Here is an 18792-nt window from a genome sequence, read left to right on the forward strand (position 1 = left end):
CCGCCCATCGACCCGATGCCCGTCCACCCGACGCCCATCCACCGGCCGCCAGTCCACCGGCCGCCCGTCCACCCGCCACGGCCGCTCCAGGTCATCGCCCCAGCGAACGCCCCCCGAACGCCCCGCCCCCGTCGGCCTGCTTCCACCATGTCTCCAGCGCCGTTTGGTCCATCGACCGCCACGGCGGCGTCTCCTCGACGAGGGCATGACCGAGGCGCCGCCCGAGGTCGACCATCGCGGCGCCGGCGACCGTACGGTCGGTGTCGTACGTGTCGAGGGCGTCCGGCCAGGTCGTGGCCGTGGCGAAGGCGGACTCCAGGACCGTCGCGTCCTGCAGCGCCTTGACCGCGCCCGCCCCGGTGTGCGGCCGGGCGACGGTGGCGGCGTCGCCCATCAGGAGCACCCGGCCCGTGGTGTAACGGGGAGCCGTGTAGTCGTACATCGGCTGGAGGAAGAGTTCGTCAGGGGTGGTCGTACGGACGAGGTCGCCCCAGTAGGGCGGCATCAACTCGTCGCACACATACGTGAGATGAGAGGCGAGGGCCTCCGTGAGGCCGCCGGGCGGCAGGCTGGTGGGGGCGGTGAGCCGCAGGTCGAGGCCGAGCCCCAGATCGAGGTCCGGCGGCGGCGCCGTGTACAGGACCCAGTTGACGCGGTGGCCGCCGACGCCGTCCGGGATGCGGTAGACGATGGCGTGGCCGCCGGGAAAGACGACGTACACGCAGTCCTCCTCCGCCCACAGCTCCGGGTCCGCGAGCCGGTCCGCGGGGAAGGCGCCGCGCCAGGCGAGATAGCCGGCGTACGCGGGACGCACACCGGCGAACGCCGCCGTACGGACCACCGAGCGGTAGCCGTCGGCGCCGATCACGAGGTCGACGCGCTCGGTGCCCTCGGCGGTGTCCACCTCGGCGTCCTCGCCGCCCGTGCGCACCTGCTCCACCGCCACGCCCGACCGGAACACCACACAATCGGGCACGCGGCCGCGCAACTCACGCCACAGAGGGCCCCAGTTGTACGTACGGAAAGGGAACGCCATCGCCCCGATCTCGTGACCGAGGGGCCCGGCCGCCGACCCGTCCCGCACATACCAGCGGCGCCGCTCCAGCTGCACCCACGGCATGTCCGCGTCCAGATACCCGGCGGAGTCCAGCTCCGCGTAACGGGAGTTGTGCACCGCGAGTCCGACACCGCGGTCGGCGAGTCGACCCGCGGCACGCTCGTACACCGTGATCTCATCGGCGCCACCGCGGTACGCGGCGAGTGCGGCGGCGCATCCGGCGATGCTCCCACCCACGATGGCGACCCTGCCTCCACGCATCATCGCGCCATCCTGGCAGGAAGAGTGACCCTCTGTCAGCGCAAGGACACCCCGCGCCCGGCGAAGAACGGTTCGAAGTCCGAAAGTGACATGTCCGCCATCCGCGTCCCCGCGTCGATCCCGGACGGGTTGTGCAGGTGCACACCCCCGTCCGCGGAACGCCCGGTGACCAGCACCAGGTGGCCGCCCCGGCCGGGCGAGGGCCGGTGCGGGCGGCGGATCTCGTAGTGCACCGAGGCCATCACCGAGCGGCCCTCGTCGAGCAGTGCGGTGATCTCGTCCACCGTGAGGTGCCGGTGCACCGTGGCGTTGACGCCGTGCACGTCGCGCACGTACTCGGCGAACGGGGCGTAGATGAGCCCGTGGATCGTGCCGTCGGCGTCCTCCGTGTACGCGCCGTACTTCAGCGCGCCGTCCCGCAGCTCGAAGAGCGAGGGCGCGGACGGGCCGAGCGCCATCCGCAGGCACGTCAGGCCGCACAGGTGGCCGCACCAGCGCGCGTAGTCGTCGAGGGTGACGGCGCCCGACTCCGCCCAGGCGGGGTCGGCCGCGCGGTCGAGCTCTCCGTACACGATGCGCTCGACGAGATCGGGCGAGGCGAACTGCGTGTGGGACGGGACCTGGCAGGCGGAACAGAGCGACACACGGCCCCCGGCATCTCGTGCCATCACTGGCGGTATCCGCTGAGGAAGCGGCCGATGCGGCTGATCGCCGCGTCGAGGTCGTCAGCGTAAGGGAGGGTCAGGATGCGGAAGTGGTCGGGGCGGGGCCAGTTGAAGCCTGTGCCCTGGACGACCTGGATCTTCTCCCGGAGGAGCAGGTCGAGGACGAACTTCTCGTCGTCGTGGATGGGGTGGACCTTGGGGTCCAGGCGCGCGAAGGCGTAGAGGGCGCCCTTCGGCTTCACGCACGAGACGCCGGGGATCTCGTTCAGCTTCCGCCACGCCATGTCGCGCTGCTCGTGCAGCCTGCCGCCCGGAGCGGTGAGCTCACGGATGGACTGCCGGCCGCCGAGCGCGGCCTGGATGGCGTACTGGGCGGGGGCGTTCGGGCACAGACGCATGGAGGCGAGCATGGTCAGCCCCTCCAGATAGCTCTTCGCGTGCTGCTGCGGTCCCGTGACGACCAGCCAGCCGGACCGGAATCCCGCCACCCGGTACGTCTTCGACAGACCGCAGAAGGTCAGGACGACGAGGTCAGGGGCGAGGGCCGCGACGCTGTGGTGCACGGCGTCGTCGTACAGGATCTGGTCGTAGATCTCGTCGGCGAAGACCATCAGGCCGTGGCGGCGCGCGAGGTCGAGGATGCCCTCCAGGACCTCCTTCGGATACACGGCGCCCGTGGGGTTGTTCGGGTTGATGATCACGACGGCCTTCGTGCGGTCGGTGATCTTCGACGCCATGTCGTCCAGGTCCGGGTACCAGTCCGCGGACTCGTCGCACACGTAGTGGACGGCCTTGCCTCCGGAGAGGGTCGTGACCGCGGTCCACAGGGGGAAGTCCGGCGCGGGGATGAGGACTTCGTCGCCGTCCTCCAGGAGGGCCTGGACGGCCATCGTCACCAGCTCGGAGACGCCGTTGCCGAGGAAGACGTCGTCCACGGAGACCTCGTCGAGGCCGAGCGCCTGATAGCGCTGGGCGACGGCGCGGCGGGCCGAGAGGATGCCGCGCGAGTCCGTGTAGCCGTGCGCCTGGGGGAGCATCCGGATCATGTCCTGGACGATCTCCTCGGGCGCCTCGAAGCCGAAGAGCGCGGGGTTGCCGGTGTTCAGGCGCAGGACGCTGTGGCCCGCCTCCTCCAGGGCGTTGGCGTGCTCGATGACCGGACCCCGGATCTCGTAACAGACCTCGCTGAGCTTGCTGGACTGCCGGAACTCCATGCGCTGTGCCTCCCGTGACGTGAGTTACTTGGTTTTACCAAGCTGGAGCTTGGAAAGTCCAACAACTTGCATAGACTGAGTCGCATGCCACCTGCACCCAGGCCCCGCCGAAGCTATGACCAGTACTGCGCCGCCGCCCGTGCCCTCGACACCGTGGGTGACCGCTGGACCCTGCTGATCGTCCGGGAACTCCTGGTGGGCCCCCGCCGCTACACCGACCTGCACGCCGATCTGCCGGGCGTGAGCACGGACGTCCTGGCGTCCCGGCTCAAGGACATGGAGCGCGAGGGCCTGACGACACGCCGCCGCCTGCCCCCGCCGTCGGCGGCGTACGTCTATGAACTGACCGAGCGGGGCCGCGAGTTGCTCCCGGTCCTGCAGGCGCTTGCCGCCTGGGGCGCGCCCGCACTCCAGGAGCGCGCGCCGACGGACGCGGTCCGCGCCCACTGGTTCGCGCTGCCGCTGCTGCGTGCCCTGGCGGGGCTCGGGGCCGAGGGCGTGGTGGAAGTGCGCCTGGGTGAGGGGGAGTTCCACGTACGGGTCGGCGGCGCGGGCGAGTGGTACGGCGACGGCCCGGCGCCCGCGGAGCCGGACGCCCGCATCGTCATGGACGCCGAGACGTGCGTGGCGGTGAGCGGCGGTGTGCTCACGGTGGGGGAAGGGGTGCGGGCGGGCCGCATCGAGCTGACGGGCGAGGGAGTCCTCGCGAAGGCGCTGCGAGCGTCCTGACCAGACGTCCTGACCAGACGTTCGGCATCCTGACCGGGAGGAATCTGATCGTGGACCGGCGGACCCTCGGCATAGAGTTGCCGGTGTGCTGCGTGAAGTGACTGCTGTCCGGTATGTGAACCCGTTGCGGACCGGGGGCTCCGTGCCCGGCGTCGTCGAGACCGACGACCTGGGGACGTACGTGGTGAAGTTCACCGGGTCGGCGCAGGGCCGCAAGGCGCTCGTCGCCGAGATCATCGTCGGCGAACTGGCCAGACACCTCGGCCTGCGCTTCCCCGAGCTCGTCCTGGTCCACTTCGACCCGGCGGTCGCGGTGGACGAGCCGCACCAGGAGGTCCAGGACCTGCTGCACGCCAGCGCCGGGCTCAACCTGGGCATGGACCTCCTGCCGGGCGCCGAGGACTTCACTCCCGATGAGCTGGACGTGGACCCGCTGGAGGCGGGCAAGGTGGTGTGGCTCGACGCCCTCACCGCCAACGTCGACCGCACGGTGCACAGCTCGAACCTGATGGTCTGGCCCACGTTCGGCATCCAGCCGCCGAGGCTGTGGCTCATCGACCACGGGGCGGCCCTCGTCTTCCATCACCGCTGGGGCGTGGCGTCGCCCGACAAGGTGTACGACTTCCGCCACCACGCCCTTGGGGGGTACGCCCCCGACACGGTCGCCGCCGACGCGGAACTGGCTCCGCGGGTCACGGAGGCCGCTCTCCGCGAGATCGTCGCCCTGGTGCCGGACGCGTGGCTGGCGTCCGAGCCGGGGTTCGCGTCCCCCGAGGAGGTCCGGACGGCGTACGTCGACTTCCTGCTGGCCCGCGCGCGGGCCTCGGCGGCCTGGCTGCCGGTGGACTTTCCCAGCCGGGGAGAGCTGGCCGCCGCGGACGCCGAGCGTGCCGCCGCCACCGAGAAGGGCCGTCCGGCCTGGCTCAAGCGGGTTCCTGATCTGCACGGGAAGCCTCCGGCCGAACAGGACTGGTCGCGGCACATCGGTTAGCCGCGGGCCAGTCGTGGCTGGGCCCGCCCATGACGAGGCCCCCGGCGCTGTGCGGTGCCGGGGGCCTCGTCATGAGTTCCGCAGGGGAATCAGCGCAGCTGCTCGTAGGCCGGGAGCGTCAGGAAGTCCGCGTAGTCCGCGTCCAGGGAGACCTGGAGGAGGAGGTCGTGGGCCTGCTGCCACTTGCCGGCCGCGAAGGCCTCGTCGCCGATCTCGGCGCGGATCGCCTCCAGCTCGGCGGCGGCGACCTCGCGGGCGAGGTCGGCGGTCGCGGTCCGGCCGTTCTCGAAGATCACGCCCGCGTTGATCCACTGCCAGATCTGCGAGCGCGAGATCTCGGCGGTGGCCGCGTCCTCCATGAGGTTGAAGATGGCGACGGCGCCCAGGCCCCGCAGCCATGCCTCGATGTAGCGGATGCCGACCTGGACGGCGTTGACCAGTCCGTCGTACGTGGGCTTCGCGTCGAGGGAGTCGATGGCGATCAGGTCGCCCGCGGCCACGGAGACGTCCTCGCGCAGGCGGTCCTTCTGGTTGGGCTTCTCGCCGAGGACCGCGTCGAACGACTTCATCGCGATCGGGACCAGGTCCGGGTGCGCGACCCAGGAGCCGTCGAAGCCGTCGCCCGCCTCGCGGTCCTTGTCGTTCTTGACCTTCTCGAACGCGACCTTGTTGACCTCCGCGTCCTTGCGGGACGGGATGAACGCCGCCATGCCGCCGATCGCGTGCGCGCCGCGCTTGTGGCAGGTGCGGACGAGGAGTTCGGTGTACGCCCGCATGAAGGGGGCCGTCATCGTGACCAGGTTGCGGTCCGGCAGGACGAACTTCGAGCCGCCGTCACGGAAGTTCTTGACGATGGAGAAGAGGTAGTCCCAGCGGCCCGCGTTCAGGCCCGACGCGTGGTCGCGGAGCTCGTAGAGGATCTCCTCCATCTCGTACGCGGCCGTGATCGTCTCGATGAGGACGGTGGCGCGGACGGTGCCCTGCGGGATGCCGACGTAGTCCTGGGCGAAGACGAAGATGTCGTTCCAGAGGCGGGCCTCCAGGTACGACTCCGTCTTCGGGAGGTAGAAGTACGGGCCCTTGCCGAGCTCGATGAGGCGCTTGGCGTTGTGGAAGAAGTACAGGCCGAAGTCGACGAGCGCGCCGGGGACCGGCTGACCCTCGAACTGCAGGTGGCGCTCGTCCAGGTGCCAGCCGCGCGGGCGCATGACGACGGTGGCGAGCTCGCCGGCGTCCTTGAGGGAGTACGACTTGCCGCTGCGGTCGTCCGTGAAGTCGATGCGGCGCTCGTAGGCGTCGGTGAGGTTGAGCTGGCCCAGGACCACGTTCTCCCAGGTGGGCGCCGATGCGTCCTCGAAGTCCGCGAGCCAGACCTTGGCGCCCGAGTTCAGGGCGTTGATGGTCATCTTCCGGTCGGTCGGACCGGTGATCTCGACACGGCGGTCGTTCAGGGCCGCCGGGGCCTGCGCCACCTTCCAGGAGTCGTCCGCGCGGATCGCCGCGGTCTCGGGAAGGAAGTCGAGCGTGGAGGTGCTTGCGATCTCGGCGCGGCGCTCGGCGCGGCGGCTGAGGAGCTCGTCACGGCGGGGCGTGAAGAGCCGGTGCAGCTCGGCCACAAAGGCGAGGGCCGCGTCGGTGAGGACCTCCTCCTGCCGCGGCAGAGGCTCCGCGTCGACGATGGCCAGCGGGGACTGCGCTGGTGCGGACATGAGCTGTCACTTCCTTCAGCGAGCTTCACAGGTGGTGCCTTGGCGACCGCCGGGCATTCGCAGTGACACTCAGTGCCACCGGAGCCGAGATACGGCCGTGGGCCCCACTTGAGGGAACGGGTGCTTCTGAACAGTGGATACTAGTTTCCTCATAGTGGAAGTTCAATCGTCTGTTGATGTCGAGATTCTCTTCATCGACAGAACGTGTCGCTGAGTGCCATGCCGGTCACTCAAGGTGGATCAGGTCGGCGGGTGTGTCGATGTCGTACGCCTGGGCCACGTCCCCGCACTCGACCAGTGCGATCTGCCCGGCGTGTTCCTTCAGATAGGCGCGCGCCCCGCGATCACCCACGGCGCTCGCCGCGATGCCCGCCCAGTGGTCCGAGCCGAAGAGCACGGGGTGCCCGCGCTCCCCGTCGTACGCGGCTGCCGCGAGGGTGGCGGGCGAGCGGTAGGCGGCATGGACGCGGGCCACCGCGGCCGGGCCGATGCCGGGCTGGTCGACGAGCGAGACGAGCGCGGCGTCGGCCTCGGAGCCGCGGGCGCCGTTCTCACGCAGCGAATTCAGCCCCGCCCGCAGCGACGAACCCATCCCCTCCGCCCACTCGGGGTTGTCGATCAGTACGCAGCCCGGGAGCGAGGCCTTCTCGCGTACGACATCGGCGTCCGCGCCGAGCACCACGTGCACGCGCGTGCACCCGCCCTCGCGCAGTACGCGGACCGCGTGCTCCACGAGGGGGCGCCCCTGGTGGTCGAGGAGCGCTTTCGGCCGGCCGCCGAGGCGCCGCCCGCCGCCCGCCGCGAGGAGGAGCCCGGCGATCATCGGATTCGTCATGGCTCCTGCATACCGCACCCTGCGCGCCCGGTCGCGACAGGCGGCGGGGCCTTCCGCGACCGGGGCGGTGTCTTCCGGCCGGAAAGTGGCGCGTCCTGCTTCCCGTGGCGTTTACTGGCCCGCGGCCCCCAGGCGTCTGACCAACGCCGTCGTGGGGTCGGCAAGATCTGCACGAGAACATGCGCACGACGTCGTGCGAGGGGGAGAGCTGTGTTGCGGAGCGTGGGGCAGAGGCAAGTGACCGGCAGTGATGAGGATCCGCGAGTCGCGGAGCTGGGCACCGCGGTGTCGCGGCTGCGCCGTGAGCTCGCCGCGCATCCGGTCGAGTTCCCGGACCGGGGCATCGCCGAGGACGAGCTCGCGGCACTGGCCGCGATGGCGCTGAGCGGCGCCCCGGAGGTGCCGAGGCTGCGGCGGTCGCTGCTCCTTGTCGCGGGAGCGATCGGCTCCGTCAGCGCGCTGGCCACGGGCCTCGCGGCGGTGCGGTGCGCGGTGGAGCTTTTCGGGGAGCCGGGGCCCAGGTAGGCCGGGAGTCGGGCGAGAAGGCCGCCCCGCCGCTGCGGGACGCCGTGAACCACGCGTCAGTCAACCCGATGTCGGGCAACCCGATGTAGTCAACCCGGCGTCAGGCAACCCGGCGTCAGGCGACCCAGTGCCGGGGACCCCCGGTGGCTTCGTGGCTCAGGTCCCCGTCGAGCGCGGCGGCAAGGCGTCGGACGGCCTCCTCGCCCGATGCCGCGGGCAGCGTGTAGGGAATCCGCAGCCGGTGCTCATGCGTGCCGGGGTCCGCGCCGAAGCGGGCGCCGCCCTCGATGCGTACGCCGTGGGCGAGCACCGCACGGGCCAGGGCCGATGCGACAGGCCGGCCCAGGTCCACCCAGAGCGACAGGCCGCCCGGCGGCGTCCGCCAGCGCCACTCGGGGAGGTGGTGGGCGAGCGAGGCGCCGAGCGCGTCCCGCTGGGCCCGCAGGCGCGGCAGACGGTCGCGCAGTACGTCATCCATGCCGGCCAGGAGATGCAGCGCGACGAGCTGCTCGATCACCGGGGTCGACATGTCGGAGGGGACGCGCGCGGTCGCCAGCTCCGTGATGAGCCGTGAGCCCGCCCGCACCCATCCGATGCGCAGCCCGCCCCAGTGCGTCTTGCTCAACGACCCGACGGTGACGACCTGTTCGCCCACGCCGTGCGGGGCGAGCGAGGCGAAGGGGGCGGGGGCGGGCCCGTCCAGCGCGATGTCGGCGATCGTCTCGTCGATCACGAGCCGGCTGCCGGTGGCGCGGGCGGTCTCCAGGATGCGTACGCGCTGCTCCCTGGGCATCAGGCTGCCCGTCGGGTTCTGGAAGTCGGGCACCAAGTAGGCGATGCGGGGCACGGCCTGACGGAGCGTCGACTCGACGAGGTCGGTGTCCCAGCCGGTGTCCGTGACCGGCACGGGGGTGGGGCGCAGCCCTGCGCGGCGGATCGCGTCGAGAGCGTTCGGGTACGAGGGGTTCTCGACCAGGATGCGGTCGCCGGGCCTGCCGAGCAGGGAGAGGGTGAGGGACAGCGCGTGCTGGGCACCGGTGGTGATCAGAATCTGGTCGGGGAGGGTCGGAAGCCCGCGCCGCGTGAAGCGCTCGGCGACGGCCTCCCTCAACTCCGGTAGTCCGTAAGGGTGGTAGCCCGGCGTCGAGGCGTGCCGGGGGAGTGCGGCGGCCGCGGCGGCGAGCGCTTCGGTCAGCTCCGCCTCGGGTGCGCCGGGTGCGGCCACCGCCAGGTCGAGCATGCCGTCGCCCGCCGGGAAGGCGGCCACGCTGGAGGGGCGGCGCCCGTCGGGCAGCTCGGTCCAGGTGCCGGCGCCACGCCTGCTGCGGGCGTAGCCGCCCTCGCGCAGGAGGTCGTACGCGGCGGTGACGGTGGCCCGGCTGACACCGAGTGCCGCCGCGAGCTCGCGCTCCGCGGGGAGCCGGGTGTGCAGGGGGATGCGGCCGTCCAGGAGGAGGGTGCGGATGCCGTGGGCGAGGGCGCGGTAGCCGGGGCGATCGCCGGCGGTACCGGTCACCAGCTGGGACAGCTGCCTGCTCCCGAGCCGCCGGTCCACTTCGTGGACCACGCGTACGTCTGCCATGCCACCTCCCGTGGATTGGCCCTGCCGGCCAGGCCAATCAGCGTACAGACTCCCAGGAAGCGGGCCGGATTGGCCTGGTGCGATGAGGTCCGTGAGGGCCACGAGGGAGAGGGGGTCCGGCCGTGGGAGCGCGGGTCGTCGTGGGGGTGAGCGGGTCGCTGGCGAGTCTGGCGGCGCTGCGGGTGGGCGTGGAGGAGGCGCGGAGGGCCGGGCGTGTGCTGGTCGCGGTGATCGCGTGGGAGCCGCCGGAGGGGGAGGGGCTGTACGCGCGGCGTCCGGACCGGGCGTGGGCCCGGCACTGGGAGACGGAGGCTCGGGGGCGGCTCGACCGGGCGTTTGAGGAGGTGTTCGGCGGGGTGCCGGAGGGGGTTGTGACGGAGCGGTGGGTGGTGCGGGGCGCTGCGGGGCGGGCGGTGTGCGACTTCGCCGGTTCGGCGGAGGATCTTGTCGTCCTCGGCGTGCGGAAGGGGCGAGGGAAGGGGTGGAGGAAGGGGTGGAGGAGGGGGAGGGTGCGGCGGTACGTGCAGGGGCGTGCGGGGTGCCGGGTCATGGTGGTGCCGGGGCCTGTTGCGCCGCGGGGCGCGCGGCGGGCGTTGCGAAAGGTGAGGGCGGCGGATTTCTCCCCCGGCCCGCCCCTTCCCGAACTCCCGGCTCCGCCGGCCTGTGGTTGGCGTTGATCGCTGGCTTCGCCGGGTTCGTCCTCAACGGCGGACGGGCGGAAATCCCACTCCGCGTGCGTGGCCGTCGGGTGGTGGTCTGTTCTGGTGGGTGGGTTGCGATGTGTCGGTCGGGCTGAAGTCTCTGCTCCACCTGCCCGGTCGGCGGGTGGCACAGGCTCTGCCGGGTTCGCCGTCACGCGCCCGTCGAGCTGAAATCCCCCACCTCGCCGTCCGTCCTCTCCGTCTGGCTCCCGGTCCGTCCTCCCGGTCCGTCCTCCGGGTCCGTCCTCCTGGTCTGTCCTCCGCGTCTGTCCTCCGGGTCCGTCCTCCTGGTCCGTCCTCCGCGTCTGGCTCCCGGGTCCGTCCTCCCGGTCTGTCCTCCGCGTCCGTCCTCCCCGTCCCTCCTCCCGGTCTGTCCTCAAACGCCGGACGGGTTAAGAGACGCTCGTGACTCCCACCCTGCCGTCCACCAACTCCACCACCCGGTCGGCGAAAGACAACCGTTCCCGGTCGTGCGTGACCAGGACCGTCGCCGTGTCCCACTCCCGCGTGAGCCGACCGAGGAGCTCAAGGACCGCCGCGCCCCGCTCATGATCCAGCGCGCTGGTCGGCTCATCCACCAGGAGCACCGCCGGTTCGTTCATCAACGCCCGTGCGATGCCGACCCGTTGGCGCTGCCCGCCCGACAGTTGATGCGGACGCCTGTGCGCGAGCCCCGTCAGGCCCACGGTGTCCAGGAGCTCCCGCGCCCGCTCCCGGACCTCGCCGGAGCGCTTGCGCTTGCGCTCGCGCCTGCTTCCCCGTCCCCGTCCGCGCCCGTCGATGCGCGCCATCAGTTCCACCTGTTCCAGCGCGGTCAGTGACGCCAGCAGATTCGGCTGCTGGAAGACGATGCCCATCCTCCGCCGCCGCAGCTCCGCCCGCTCGGCCGCCGACAGCGCGCCCGTCTCCGTACCCCCGACCACCACCCGGCCCCGATCCGGGGTGACCAGCGTCGCCGCCACCGCGAGCAGGCTGGACTTCCCGGAGCCGGACGGGCCGACGACCGCCGTCAGGGTCCCGGCGGGGACGTCGAGTCCGACGCCGTCGAGCGCCGTGAGCCGCCCCTCGCCGTCCGCGTACGTCAGTGTGATGTCTTCGAGGGACAGACTCATCGGGCACTCCCCAGCGCGGTCAGCGGATCGACGGCGGTGATCCGCCGGACGGACAGGCCCGCGCCCAACGCCCCGAGGGCGATCATCACGGCGGCGGGCCACAGCACGGTCGGCGGATCGAGGACGAAGGGGACGTCGCCGCCGCTGATCGCGGAACCGACAAGGGCAGCGATCCCCGTCCCCAGGGCCGTCCCGGCGGCGAGCATCAGCACGGCCTGGCCGAGCGCGTCCCTGAGCAGATACGGAGTGGACGCGCCCAATGCCTTCAACACCGCGATGTCACCGGCGCGTTGAATCGTCCACACCGTGAAGAACGCTCCTATGACGAGCGCGGAGATGACGAAGAGGAAGCCGCGCATGAGCTGCAGCGAACCGTTCTCCGCCTGATAGGAGCCGATGGCCGTGAGCGCGCCGTCGAGGGACTTCGTCTCCGTGCCCGCCGCCTCGTCCCCGGCGGCGAGATCGAATCCGCCGTCGGTCCGCAGCGCGATGACCGTGGCCTGCTCGTCCATCGACGTACCCCGGTGGCCGATCCCCTGCCAGTCGTCGAGCGCGGTCCACACGACAGGGGTATGGCTGTACGAGGCGTCCGACGCGACCCGCGCGACACGCTCCTCGACTCCGCTGCCGCCGAGCCGCACCGTGTCCCCGGGACCGACGCCCAGGTCCGCCGCGGCCTTCTCGGAGAGCACGGCCTCACCCGGTGCGACGCCTTGCGGCGCGATCCCGGAGTCCGGTTCGACCCCGAAGGCGGACACCGCGGCCGAGCGGTCGCCCGCGGTGGCGTTGAGGGTGCTGATGCCGATGGGTTCGGCGGACCGTACGCCCGGCTGCCGTGCCCAGGACTCCCAGGCGCGCTGTTCCACCTGGGAGCTGGTGAAGGAGACGGACTGGCCGGGCGGCGGCGCGGCGAAGGCGAGGTGGTCGGCGGGGAGGCCGGTGATCGCTGAGGTGTTCTCCCTCGCGAGCCCGGCCGTGAGCCCGGAAAGCAGCCCCACGAGCAGAGTGATGAGCACGACGACGGCTCCCATCAGGGCGAACCGCCCCTTGGCGAACCGAAGGTCTCTCCATGCGACGAACATGCCCCCACCCTCTGTCTGCGCATGCCGCCTGGGCATCGCGCCACAGCACGCTTCACCCGAATCGAAGGGGGGAGCGCGCGATCAACCTTTCGGTTGACGGAAGCGAGGGCGGCTGCGCCTACGCTGGAGGGTCCGATGAACACCTCCACCGGTCCTCCTTCCCTGCACCGGGTCGGTCCTCCGCTCAAGCGCCGGGTCGGTTCTCCGTTCCCGCGCCGGGTTGGTTCTCCGTCCCTGCGCCGGGTTGGTTCTCCGCTCCTGCACTGGGTCGGTCCTTCGCTCCTGCACTGGGTCGGTCCTTCGCTCCTGCGCCGGGTCGGTTCTCCGCTCCTGCACTGGGTCGGTCCTTCGCTCCTGCGCCGGGTCGGTTCTCCGCTCCTGCACTGGGTTGGTTCTCCGTCCCTGCGCCGGGTTGGTTCTCCGCTCCTGCACTGGGTCGGTCCTTCGCTCCCGCGCCGGGTTGGTTCTCCGCTCCTGCACTGGGTCGGTCCTTCGCTCCCGCGCCGGGTCGGTTCTCCGTCCCTGCACGGGTCGGTTTTCCGCTCCCGCACTGGGTCGGTTCTCCGTCCCTGCACTGGGTTGGTTCTCCGCCCCCGCACCGGGTCGGTTTCTCCGTCCTCATGTCGGGCCGCGTTCCGGACTGCGCCGCAGGCCGAGTCCCGGTCGACGGCGCGGTCCGAGGCCCAGCCCGGGGTCGGTTGCGGTCCCGGTCGGAGCCGCGAGGCGGTTCCCGGCCCGTGGGGCGCATCGGTCCCGCGACTCCGCTGTTGACCCTGCCCCCCGCTCCCGCTCCTGCCCTCCGACCCCGACCCCGCCCCCGACCGAGGCCCCGATGCTCTCCGCCGACTCCCCCTCTTCCTCCCCGCACCCCTCCCGAACCGCCCCCGTGACTCTGGCCCTGCGCCTCTGCCTGCACGGGCTGTTCGCCGGGCTGCTCGCGCTCGCTCTGGTGCGGGCCGTGGCCGACGGGGTGCCGCAGGCCGGTGCCGTCGTGGGAGTCGTGCTCTGCATGGGGGCCGTCTACGCGGCAGGCACGTTCAGCCCGGCCGTGGCGGGGTCGCAGCGCGCGGCTGCCGCGTGGCTCGCGGTGCTCGGCGTGTGCTGGGCGGCGCTGCTCGTCCTGTCGCCGGACGGGCTGTGGACGGCCTTCCCCCTCTACTTCCTGCAGCTGCACCTGCTGCCTCTGCGCTGGGCCCTGCCCGCGGTCGGGCTGACCGCCGCCGCAGCCATCGCCAGCTTCGTGCTGCACGGCTCCCCGATGTCCCCCGGCAGCTTCATCGGGCCGCTGCTCGGCGCGGCCATGGCGATCGCCACCGTTCTCGGGTACGAGGCGCTGTACCGGGAGAGCGAGCGGCGCCGTCAGCTGATCGACGAGCTCATGGCCACCCGGGCCGAGCTCGCCGCCGCCGAGCGGACCGCGGGCACCCTCGCCGAGCGTGAGCGCCTCGCCCGCGAGATCCACGACACGCTCGCGCAGGGGCTCTCCTCCATCCAGCTCCTGCTGCGCGCCGCGCAACGCGCGCTGCCCGCAGGATCGGCCGCCGCGCCGCACATCGAGCAGGCCCGTGCCGCCGCACAGGACAACCTCGCGGAGGCACGGCGTTTCGTGCGGGCCCTCAGCCCGCCCGACCTGGAGCACGGCTCGCTGGCCGGGGCGCTGGAACGGCTCTCCGCGTCCGCGTCGCCGGGCTCGGACGTCCACGTCCAGTTCACGGTGAGCGGTACACCCACCGAGCTGCCGACCCCGTACGAAGTCGCGCTGCTCCGCACGGCTCAGTCCGCACTCGCGAACACCGTCCGGCACGCGGGCGCGGGGCGCGCCGAGATCACGCTCAGCTTCATGGACACCTCGGTGTCCCTGGACGTGGTCGACGACGGGCGGGGCTTCGATCCGGCGTCCGCGCCACGCGGGAGCGGGGAGGGCGGCGAGGACGGGGGCTTCGGGCTGCCCGCGATGCGGGCGCGGGCCCGGTCGCTCGGCGGGACGCTGAGCGTGGAGTCGGCGCCGGGACAGGGGACGGCCGTCGCGGTCACGCTGCCGCTTCCGACGGCAGCCGTCCCGGCGGGAGCCGCTCCGACCGCAGCCATCCCGGCGGGAGCAGGTCCGACGGCAGCCGCTCCGACCGCAGCCGTCCCGACCGCAGCCGTCCCGGCGGGAGCAGGTTCGACGGCAGCCGGTTCGACCGCAGCCGTCCCGGCGGGAGCCGGTCCGACGGCAGCCATCCCGACCGCGACCGGTCCGACCGCAGCCGGTCCGACCGCAGCCATCCCGACCGCGACCGGTCCGACCGCAGCCATCCCGACAGCAGCCGTCCCGACCGCAACCGATCCGCCGGAGGCCATGCTGTGAGCGCCGAAGTGCCGGAGCCCATCCGGCTGCTCCTCGCCGACGACCACCCGGTCGTGCGCGCCGGGCTGCGTGCGGTGCTCGACACCGAGCCCGACTTCGCCGTCGTGGCCGAGGCGGCGACGGCGGAGGCCGCGGTGTCGCTCGCCGCGACCGGCGGCTTCGACGTCGTCCTGATGGATCTTCAGTTCGGGGCAGGGATGCACGGGGCGCAGGCCACGGCGGCGATCACCGCCGTTGCGGGGGCACCGAGGGTGCTCGTCCTGACGACGTACGACACGGACGCCGACATCCTCGCCGCGGTCGAGGCGGGCGCGGCGGGCTATCTCCTCAAGGACGCGCCGCCGGAGGAGCTCGCCGCGGCGGTGCGGACCGCGGCCGCGGGGCAGTCCGCGCTCGCGCCGGCGATTGCGCATCGGCTGATGGACCGGATGCGGGCGCCCGGGGAGGCTTTGACCGGACGGGAGTTGGAGGTGCTGCGGCTGGTGCGGGAGGGGCTTTCCAACCAGGAGGTCAGCAAGCGGCTCTTCCTGAGCCAGGCCACCGTCAAGTCCCACCTCGTGCACATCTACGCGAAACTGGGCGTTGATTCGCGGACGGCGGCGGTGGCTGTGGCCACGACGCGTGGGCTGATCCGGGGCGGCGCCGGTTAGCGGGCTTCGCGCCGAGACATCGGCGAGGAGGCGACCGAGCCTTCGGTGAGTCCGGGCATGCTCGTGGCGTCAGGACGCACCGACAGCGACGAGCGCGGTGGTGAGCACAGAGGCCAGCGTGAGGGTGGCCCCGAACGCCACGGCGGCGCGCGTCAGCGCGGCCGGGTAGGTCGCCTGATCGCGACGGGCGAGGTAGCCGGCGCCTGCCGAGACCAGGGTGGCGATCACGATGGTCACGGCCAGGGCGAGCGCGATCATGACGGTGTGGTCGGACACGGTGTTCTTCTCCTTCGACGCCAACGGACGGGGAATGCGTGACCGAATCTGCCGAAGTGACTGTTCGTCATGGTGCGCGCGGACAAAGATGAACACCGGTGAACAGGACGGCAAGGCGAGGGGCGGGGAGGGTGGCGGCACACGAACCGCGGGATCCGGCGGACGCGTTGAGGGAGCTGCGGGCGCGCCTCGAAGCCGGGCGAGTGGCCGCAGGCTTGAACAAGACCGAACTCGCTCGCCGTGCCGATCGGGCACGCACATCGGTCAGTGCCGCACTCAACCCCGGCCACGACGTCCCTACGGCCGACACGGTGGGGGCACTGGCCCGCGCTCTCAAGCTCGATCTCCAGGCCCTGCTGCGGCTGCGTGCCGCGGCCGCAGCCGACCCGCGCGACATCGCGGTGCCGGACCGGGACGGCCCCTCGCGTTCCCCCCTCGGTGTGTCCGTCGATGAGATCGACGACACGTACGTGGTGGACCACCTAGGGGTTCACCGCAGCATCGACCCCGTACTGCCGCCTCTCACCTCATTGACTCCCTATGTCCGTCGGCCGCACGACCTTCGACTTGAAACGGTCGGTCGAGCGGCGCAGGTGTCCAGCCAGATGACGGTGCTGGTAGGAGACTCGTCGACCGGCAAGACGCGTGCCTTGCAGGCCTTGCTCCTCCTCCGCGAGCTCGCGGAATGGCGGTTGTGGCAGCCGCATTCGCCCGAGCAGTTCCTCGAGGCGTACCGGCGCCACCGCATCGCCCCGTACACCGTGCTGTGGCTGAACGAGACACAGCGCCATCTCATCGGGCCGCTGGGGGAGGAAACCGCCTGCGCGCTGCGGACGTTGCTGGCGGACCCGTTGTGTTCGCCCGTCCTGGTCCTGGGAACGCTGTGGCGTGAGCACCATTCCCTCTTGACGGTCCGGCCCCGTCCGACGGAGCAGGACCCGCACCCGCACGCCCGTGACCTCCTGGACGGCAGGTGCGTCACGGTCCCCGACTCCTTCACCGACGACGAACTGGATCATCTGGCCCGGCTCGCGCCGCAGGACCGGCGGCTTGCCCTCGCCGTCGAGCACGGCGGGCGTCATGTCACGCAGTTCCTTGCCGGAGCTCACGAGCTCGTACGGCGCTTCGAGGCTGCCCCGGCCGAGGCACGAGCCGTGATCCTTGCGGCCATGGACGCCCGCCGCCTGGGACACGGTCCGTCACTGAGTCCGGAGCTGCTGCGGGCAGCTGCTCCCGGATATCTGAGCGACCAGCAGTGGCAGTTGATGGACGACAACTGGTTCGAGAAGGGTCTCGACCACGCGCGACGGCCCTGCAAGGGCGTTCCCGGTCCACTGACGGCATGGCGGCCCCGTCCCGGGGAGACCGCCCCGGCGGAGACGGTCCTCCGGCTCGCCGATTACCTGGAGCAGTACGCACGGGACACGCGCCGCTTCACCGTGCCCCCGGCCGCGTTCTGGGATGCCGTCGCCCACCACGCGGGATCGGCCGCCGATCTGATGGCGCTGGCGGGCGCCGCCGACGACCGGTGGCTGCGCCGTCAGGCTTCAGTGCTCTACCGGGCCGCCGCCGACAACGGCCTGCCACGCGCGTGGGTCGACCTGGGGGGCCTGCACGATCGGGTCGGCCATCGCTCCACGGCTGTCCGCTGCTTCCAGGCCGCAGCCGATGCCGGTGAAGTCGACGGCCTTGTCCGCCTCGCCCAGATGCGCGGCGGAAGCGGGGACGCCGCGGAGGCCCTGCGGCTCTACCGGGCGGCAGCACGGCGGGTCGAGGACGCTGCCGAGCTCGTGCCCGATGTCGCGGGACTCGTCGGCACGCTGGCCATGCCACTGGCGGAGGCGGGTGACACGGCCGGAGCGGAGCGTCTGTGCCTGGCCTTGGCCGAGGCGGGCAACGACCATCAGTGGCTCTGGGCCTATCTGTCCAAGCTCCGCATCCGCGCCGCGGACCTGGAGGGCGCAGAGGCTCCGGCGCGCGAGGCTGCTCGCCACGGTGACTGCACAGGGATGCTCGACCTGGTCCGGACGTGGCGTGCGGCCGGTGACGAGGACCGTGCCGACCGTCTTTTCGGGCAGCTGATGGATGTCAGCCCGACGACGGCACTGGGGGAGATCGCTCTGTCGTCGTCGCGGCTCGGCCCAGGGGAGGCGGAACGCCTCCACCGGGTCCTCGAAGAGCGTGAGGGCGCCGACGCCTTGTGGGTCAAGGCCGTACGGCTGCAGGAGGCCGGAGACCTCGCCGGAGCCGAATCGCTGTACGAAGCATGTGTCGCGGCCGGCGATCACCTGGCTCAGGACGATCTGGCCGCGCTGCGGATGGAAGCCGGTGACTTCGACGGTGCCGAGCGCCATGTCCTGCGTGGTGCCACCGAGGCCAGCACCCGGCAGAGCGGGGACGAACTAGCCATGACCTACCGCAAGAACGGCCAACTCGCCAGACTGCGTTCCTTCTGTCAGAAGGCCGCTGACCAAGGACTCACCTGGGGTCTCGTACACCTGGCACGGCTCTTGGACGAGGCCGGTGAGCACGTCGAGGCCGAAAGCCTGGCCCTCAGGGTCGTGGCGTCCGGGGATTCCTCCGGCCTGTGGCTCCTGGGGAAGGACGGCGAGGACCCCCGCCGTCGGCAACTGCTCCGGTACGGACTCGAACCGGACGGCCGTGTCGCTGATCCCTGGGGCTGACGTCGCTGATCCCTGGAGCTGACCTAGCGCCGGGACCACCACTCGAAGAGGCCCAGCAGCGCGGGCATGACCACTCCTGCCGCCCCGAGTGCGATACGGCGTCGTACCTCCTGCCACAGCGGTGGGGACGTGACGTCCCGTTCTGTCTCCGGCGGGGCCGGTACGCGTTCGGGTTCGGGCTTCTCGAAGTGACGGCACACGTGAACCTCTTGGGGGTCTGAGCGGGCGGATGACCACTGCGCCGGGACTGTGGCCCGGTACGGGAGCCACTCTGACGTCACGTGCCCGTGCGACCCCCGACATCCGGGCGAACCGGGCAGCGGGCGAACTATCCTGCTGGTCAACGCCACCAAGGGGAGTGCCCGAAGC

16 protein-coding genes and 1 pseudogene are annotated in these 18792 nt (G+C 71.9%); 7 read left to right on the top strand and 10 right to left on the bottom strand.

Annotation, left to right across the window (positions count from 1 at the left end; translation table 11 throughout):
• Positions 1-91 precede the first annotated feature (91 nt).
• The 3 genes from AC07AG_RS07570 to AC07AG_RS07580 are packed head-to-tail and all read right to left on the bottom strand — an operon-like array spanning position 92 to position 3197.
• A complete protein-coding gene (locus tag AC07AG_RS07570; RefSeq protein ID WP_478753920.1) occupies positions 92-1318 on the bottom strand; it encodes an FAD-dependent monooxygenase in 1227 nt (408 codons plus the stop codon).
• A gap of 35 nt (positions 1319-1353) precedes the next feature.
• Positions 1354-1986, bottom strand: a complete 633-nt coding sequence (locus AC07AG_RS07575; RefSeq protein ID WP_478752867.1) for a C39 family peptidase — start codon at positions 1984-1986, stop codon at positions 1354-1356.
• The gene (locus AC07AG_RS07580; RefSeq protein WP_478752869.1) at positions 1986-3197 is read right to left on the bottom strand and encodes a pyridoxal phosphate-dependent aminotransferase; all 1212 of its coding nucleotides are present in this window, start codon (positions 3195-3197) and stop codon (positions 1986-1988) included. Before AC07AG_RS07580 ends, AC07AG_RS07575 begins: the two co-directional genes overlap by 1 nt.
• Before the next feature lie 84 nt (positions 3198-3281).
• On the opposite strand from AC07AG_RS07580, the gene AC07AG_RS07585 reads away from it, so the two are divergent.
• Both AC07AG_RS07585 and AC07AG_RS07590 read left to right on the top strand, forming a co-directional pair.
• Positions 3282-3926, top strand: a complete 645-nt coding sequence (locus tag AC07AG_RS07585; RefSeq protein WP_478752871.1) for a winged helix-turn-helix transcriptional regulator — start codon at positions 3282-3284, stop codon at positions 3924-3926.
• Positions 3927-4011: 85 nt separating this feature from the next.
• Positions 4012-4917, top strand: a complete 906-nt coding sequence (locus AC07AG_RS07590) for a HipA family kinase (protein WP_478752873.1) — start codon at positions 4012-4014, stop codon at positions 4915-4917.
• 89 nt (positions 4918-5006) lie between these two features.
• Here the strand turns inward: AC07AG_RS07590 and aceB are convergent, their stop codons facing one another.
• Both aceB and AC07AG_RS07600 read right to left on the bottom strand, forming a co-directional pair.
• Complete coding sequence (aceB, locus tag AC07AG_RS07595; RefSeq protein WP_478752874.1) at positions 5007-6626, bottom strand: malate synthase A; 1620 nt, start codon at positions 6624-6626, stop codon at positions 5007-5009.
• 226 nt (positions 6627-6852) lie between these two features.
• A complete protein-coding gene (locus AC07AG_RS07600) occupies positions 6853-7461 on the bottom strand; it encodes a nucleotidyltransferase family protein (protein WP_478752876.1) in 609 nt (202 codons plus the stop codon).
• A 210-nt stretch (positions 7462-7671) separates the two neighbouring features.
• On the opposite strand from AC07AG_RS07600, the gene AC07AG_RS07605 reads away from it, so the two are divergent.
• Positions 7672-7986: a DUF5955 family protein gene (locus tag AC07AG_RS07605; protein WP_478752877.1), complete on the top strand. Its 315-nt coding sequence runs from the start codon at positions 7672-7674 to the stop codon at positions 7984-7986.
• 115 nt (positions 7987-8101) lie between these two features.
• On the opposite strand, the gene yczR is transcribed toward AC07AG_RS07605, so the two are convergent.
• The gene (gene yczR / locus AC07AG_RS07610) at positions 8102-9568 is read right to left on the bottom strand and encodes a MocR-like transcription factor YczR (RefSeq protein ID WP_478752878.1); all 1467 of its coding nucleotides are present in this window, start codon (positions 9566-9568) and stop codon (positions 8102-8104) included.
• 140 nt (positions 9569-9708) lie between these two features.
• On the opposite strand from yczR, the gene AC07AG_RS07615 reads away from it, so the two are divergent.
• Positions 9709-10245 (top strand): universal stress protein, encoded by a 537-nt coding sequence (locus AC07AG_RS07615; protein WP_478753922.1) that lies wholly within the window; start codon positions 9709-9711, stop codon positions 10243-10245.
• A gap of 416 nt (positions 10246-10661) precedes the next feature.
• Here the strand turns inward: AC07AG_RS07615 and AC07AG_RS07620 are convergent, their stop codons facing one another.
• Together AC07AG_RS07620 and AC07AG_RS07625 are read right to left on the bottom strand one after the other, a co-directional pair.
• On the bottom strand, positions 10662-11381 hold the full coding sequence (locus AC07AG_RS07620; RefSeq protein ID WP_478752879.1) for an ABC transporter ATP-binding protein: 720 nt from the start codon (positions 11379-11381) through the stop codon (positions 10662-10664).
• Positions 11378-12463, bottom strand: a complete 1086-nt coding sequence (locus AC07AG_RS07625) for an ABC transporter permease (RefSeq protein WP_478752881.1) — start codon at positions 12461-12463, stop codon at positions 11378-11380. Before AC07AG_RS07625 ends, AC07AG_RS07620 begins: the two co-directional genes overlap by 4 nt.
• Before the next feature lie 832 nt (positions 12464-13295).
• Here AC07AG_RS07625 and AC07AG_RS07630 point away from each other — a divergent pair.
• A pseudogene (locus AC07AG_RS07630) lies at positions 13296-14534 on the top strand (sensor histidine kinase); the annotation flags it as partial.
• A gap of 287 nt (positions 14535-14821) precedes the next feature.
• The gene (locus AC07AG_RS07635; protein WP_478753924.1) at positions 14822-15463 is read left to right on the top strand and encodes a response regulator; all 642 of its coding nucleotides are present in this window, start codon (positions 14822-14824) and stop codon (positions 15461-15463) included.
• 69 nt (positions 15464-15532) lie between these two features.
• Here AC07AG_RS07635 and AC07AG_RS07640 read toward each other — a convergent pair whose 3' ends face one another.
• Complete coding sequence (locus AC07AG_RS07640; RefSeq protein WP_478752882.1) at positions 15533-15739, bottom strand: hypothetical protein; 207 nt, start codon at positions 15737-15739, stop codon at positions 15533-15535.
• Between the two features lie 131 nt (positions 15740-15870).
• Here AC07AG_RS07640 and AC07AG_RS07645 point away from each other — a divergent pair, with 131 nt between their 5' ends.
• Positions 15871-18423, top strand: coding sequence for a hypothetical protein (locus AC07AG_RS07645; RefSeq protein ID WP_478752884.1), 2553 nt, complete (start codon positions 15871-15873; stop codon positions 18421-18423).
• 23 nt (positions 18424-18446) lie between these two features.
• Here AC07AG_RS07645 and AC07AG_RS07650 read toward each other — a convergent pair whose 3' ends face one another.
• The gene (locus AC07AG_RS07650; protein ID WP_478752885.1) at positions 18447-18623 is read right to left on the bottom strand and encodes a hypothetical protein; all 177 of its coding nucleotides are present in this window, start codon (positions 18621-18623) and stop codon (positions 18447-18449) included.
• Positions 18624-18792: the final 169 nt, after the last annotated feature.

The sequence above is a fragment of the Streptomyces sp. NPDC044044 genome, from assembly GCF_056434405.1.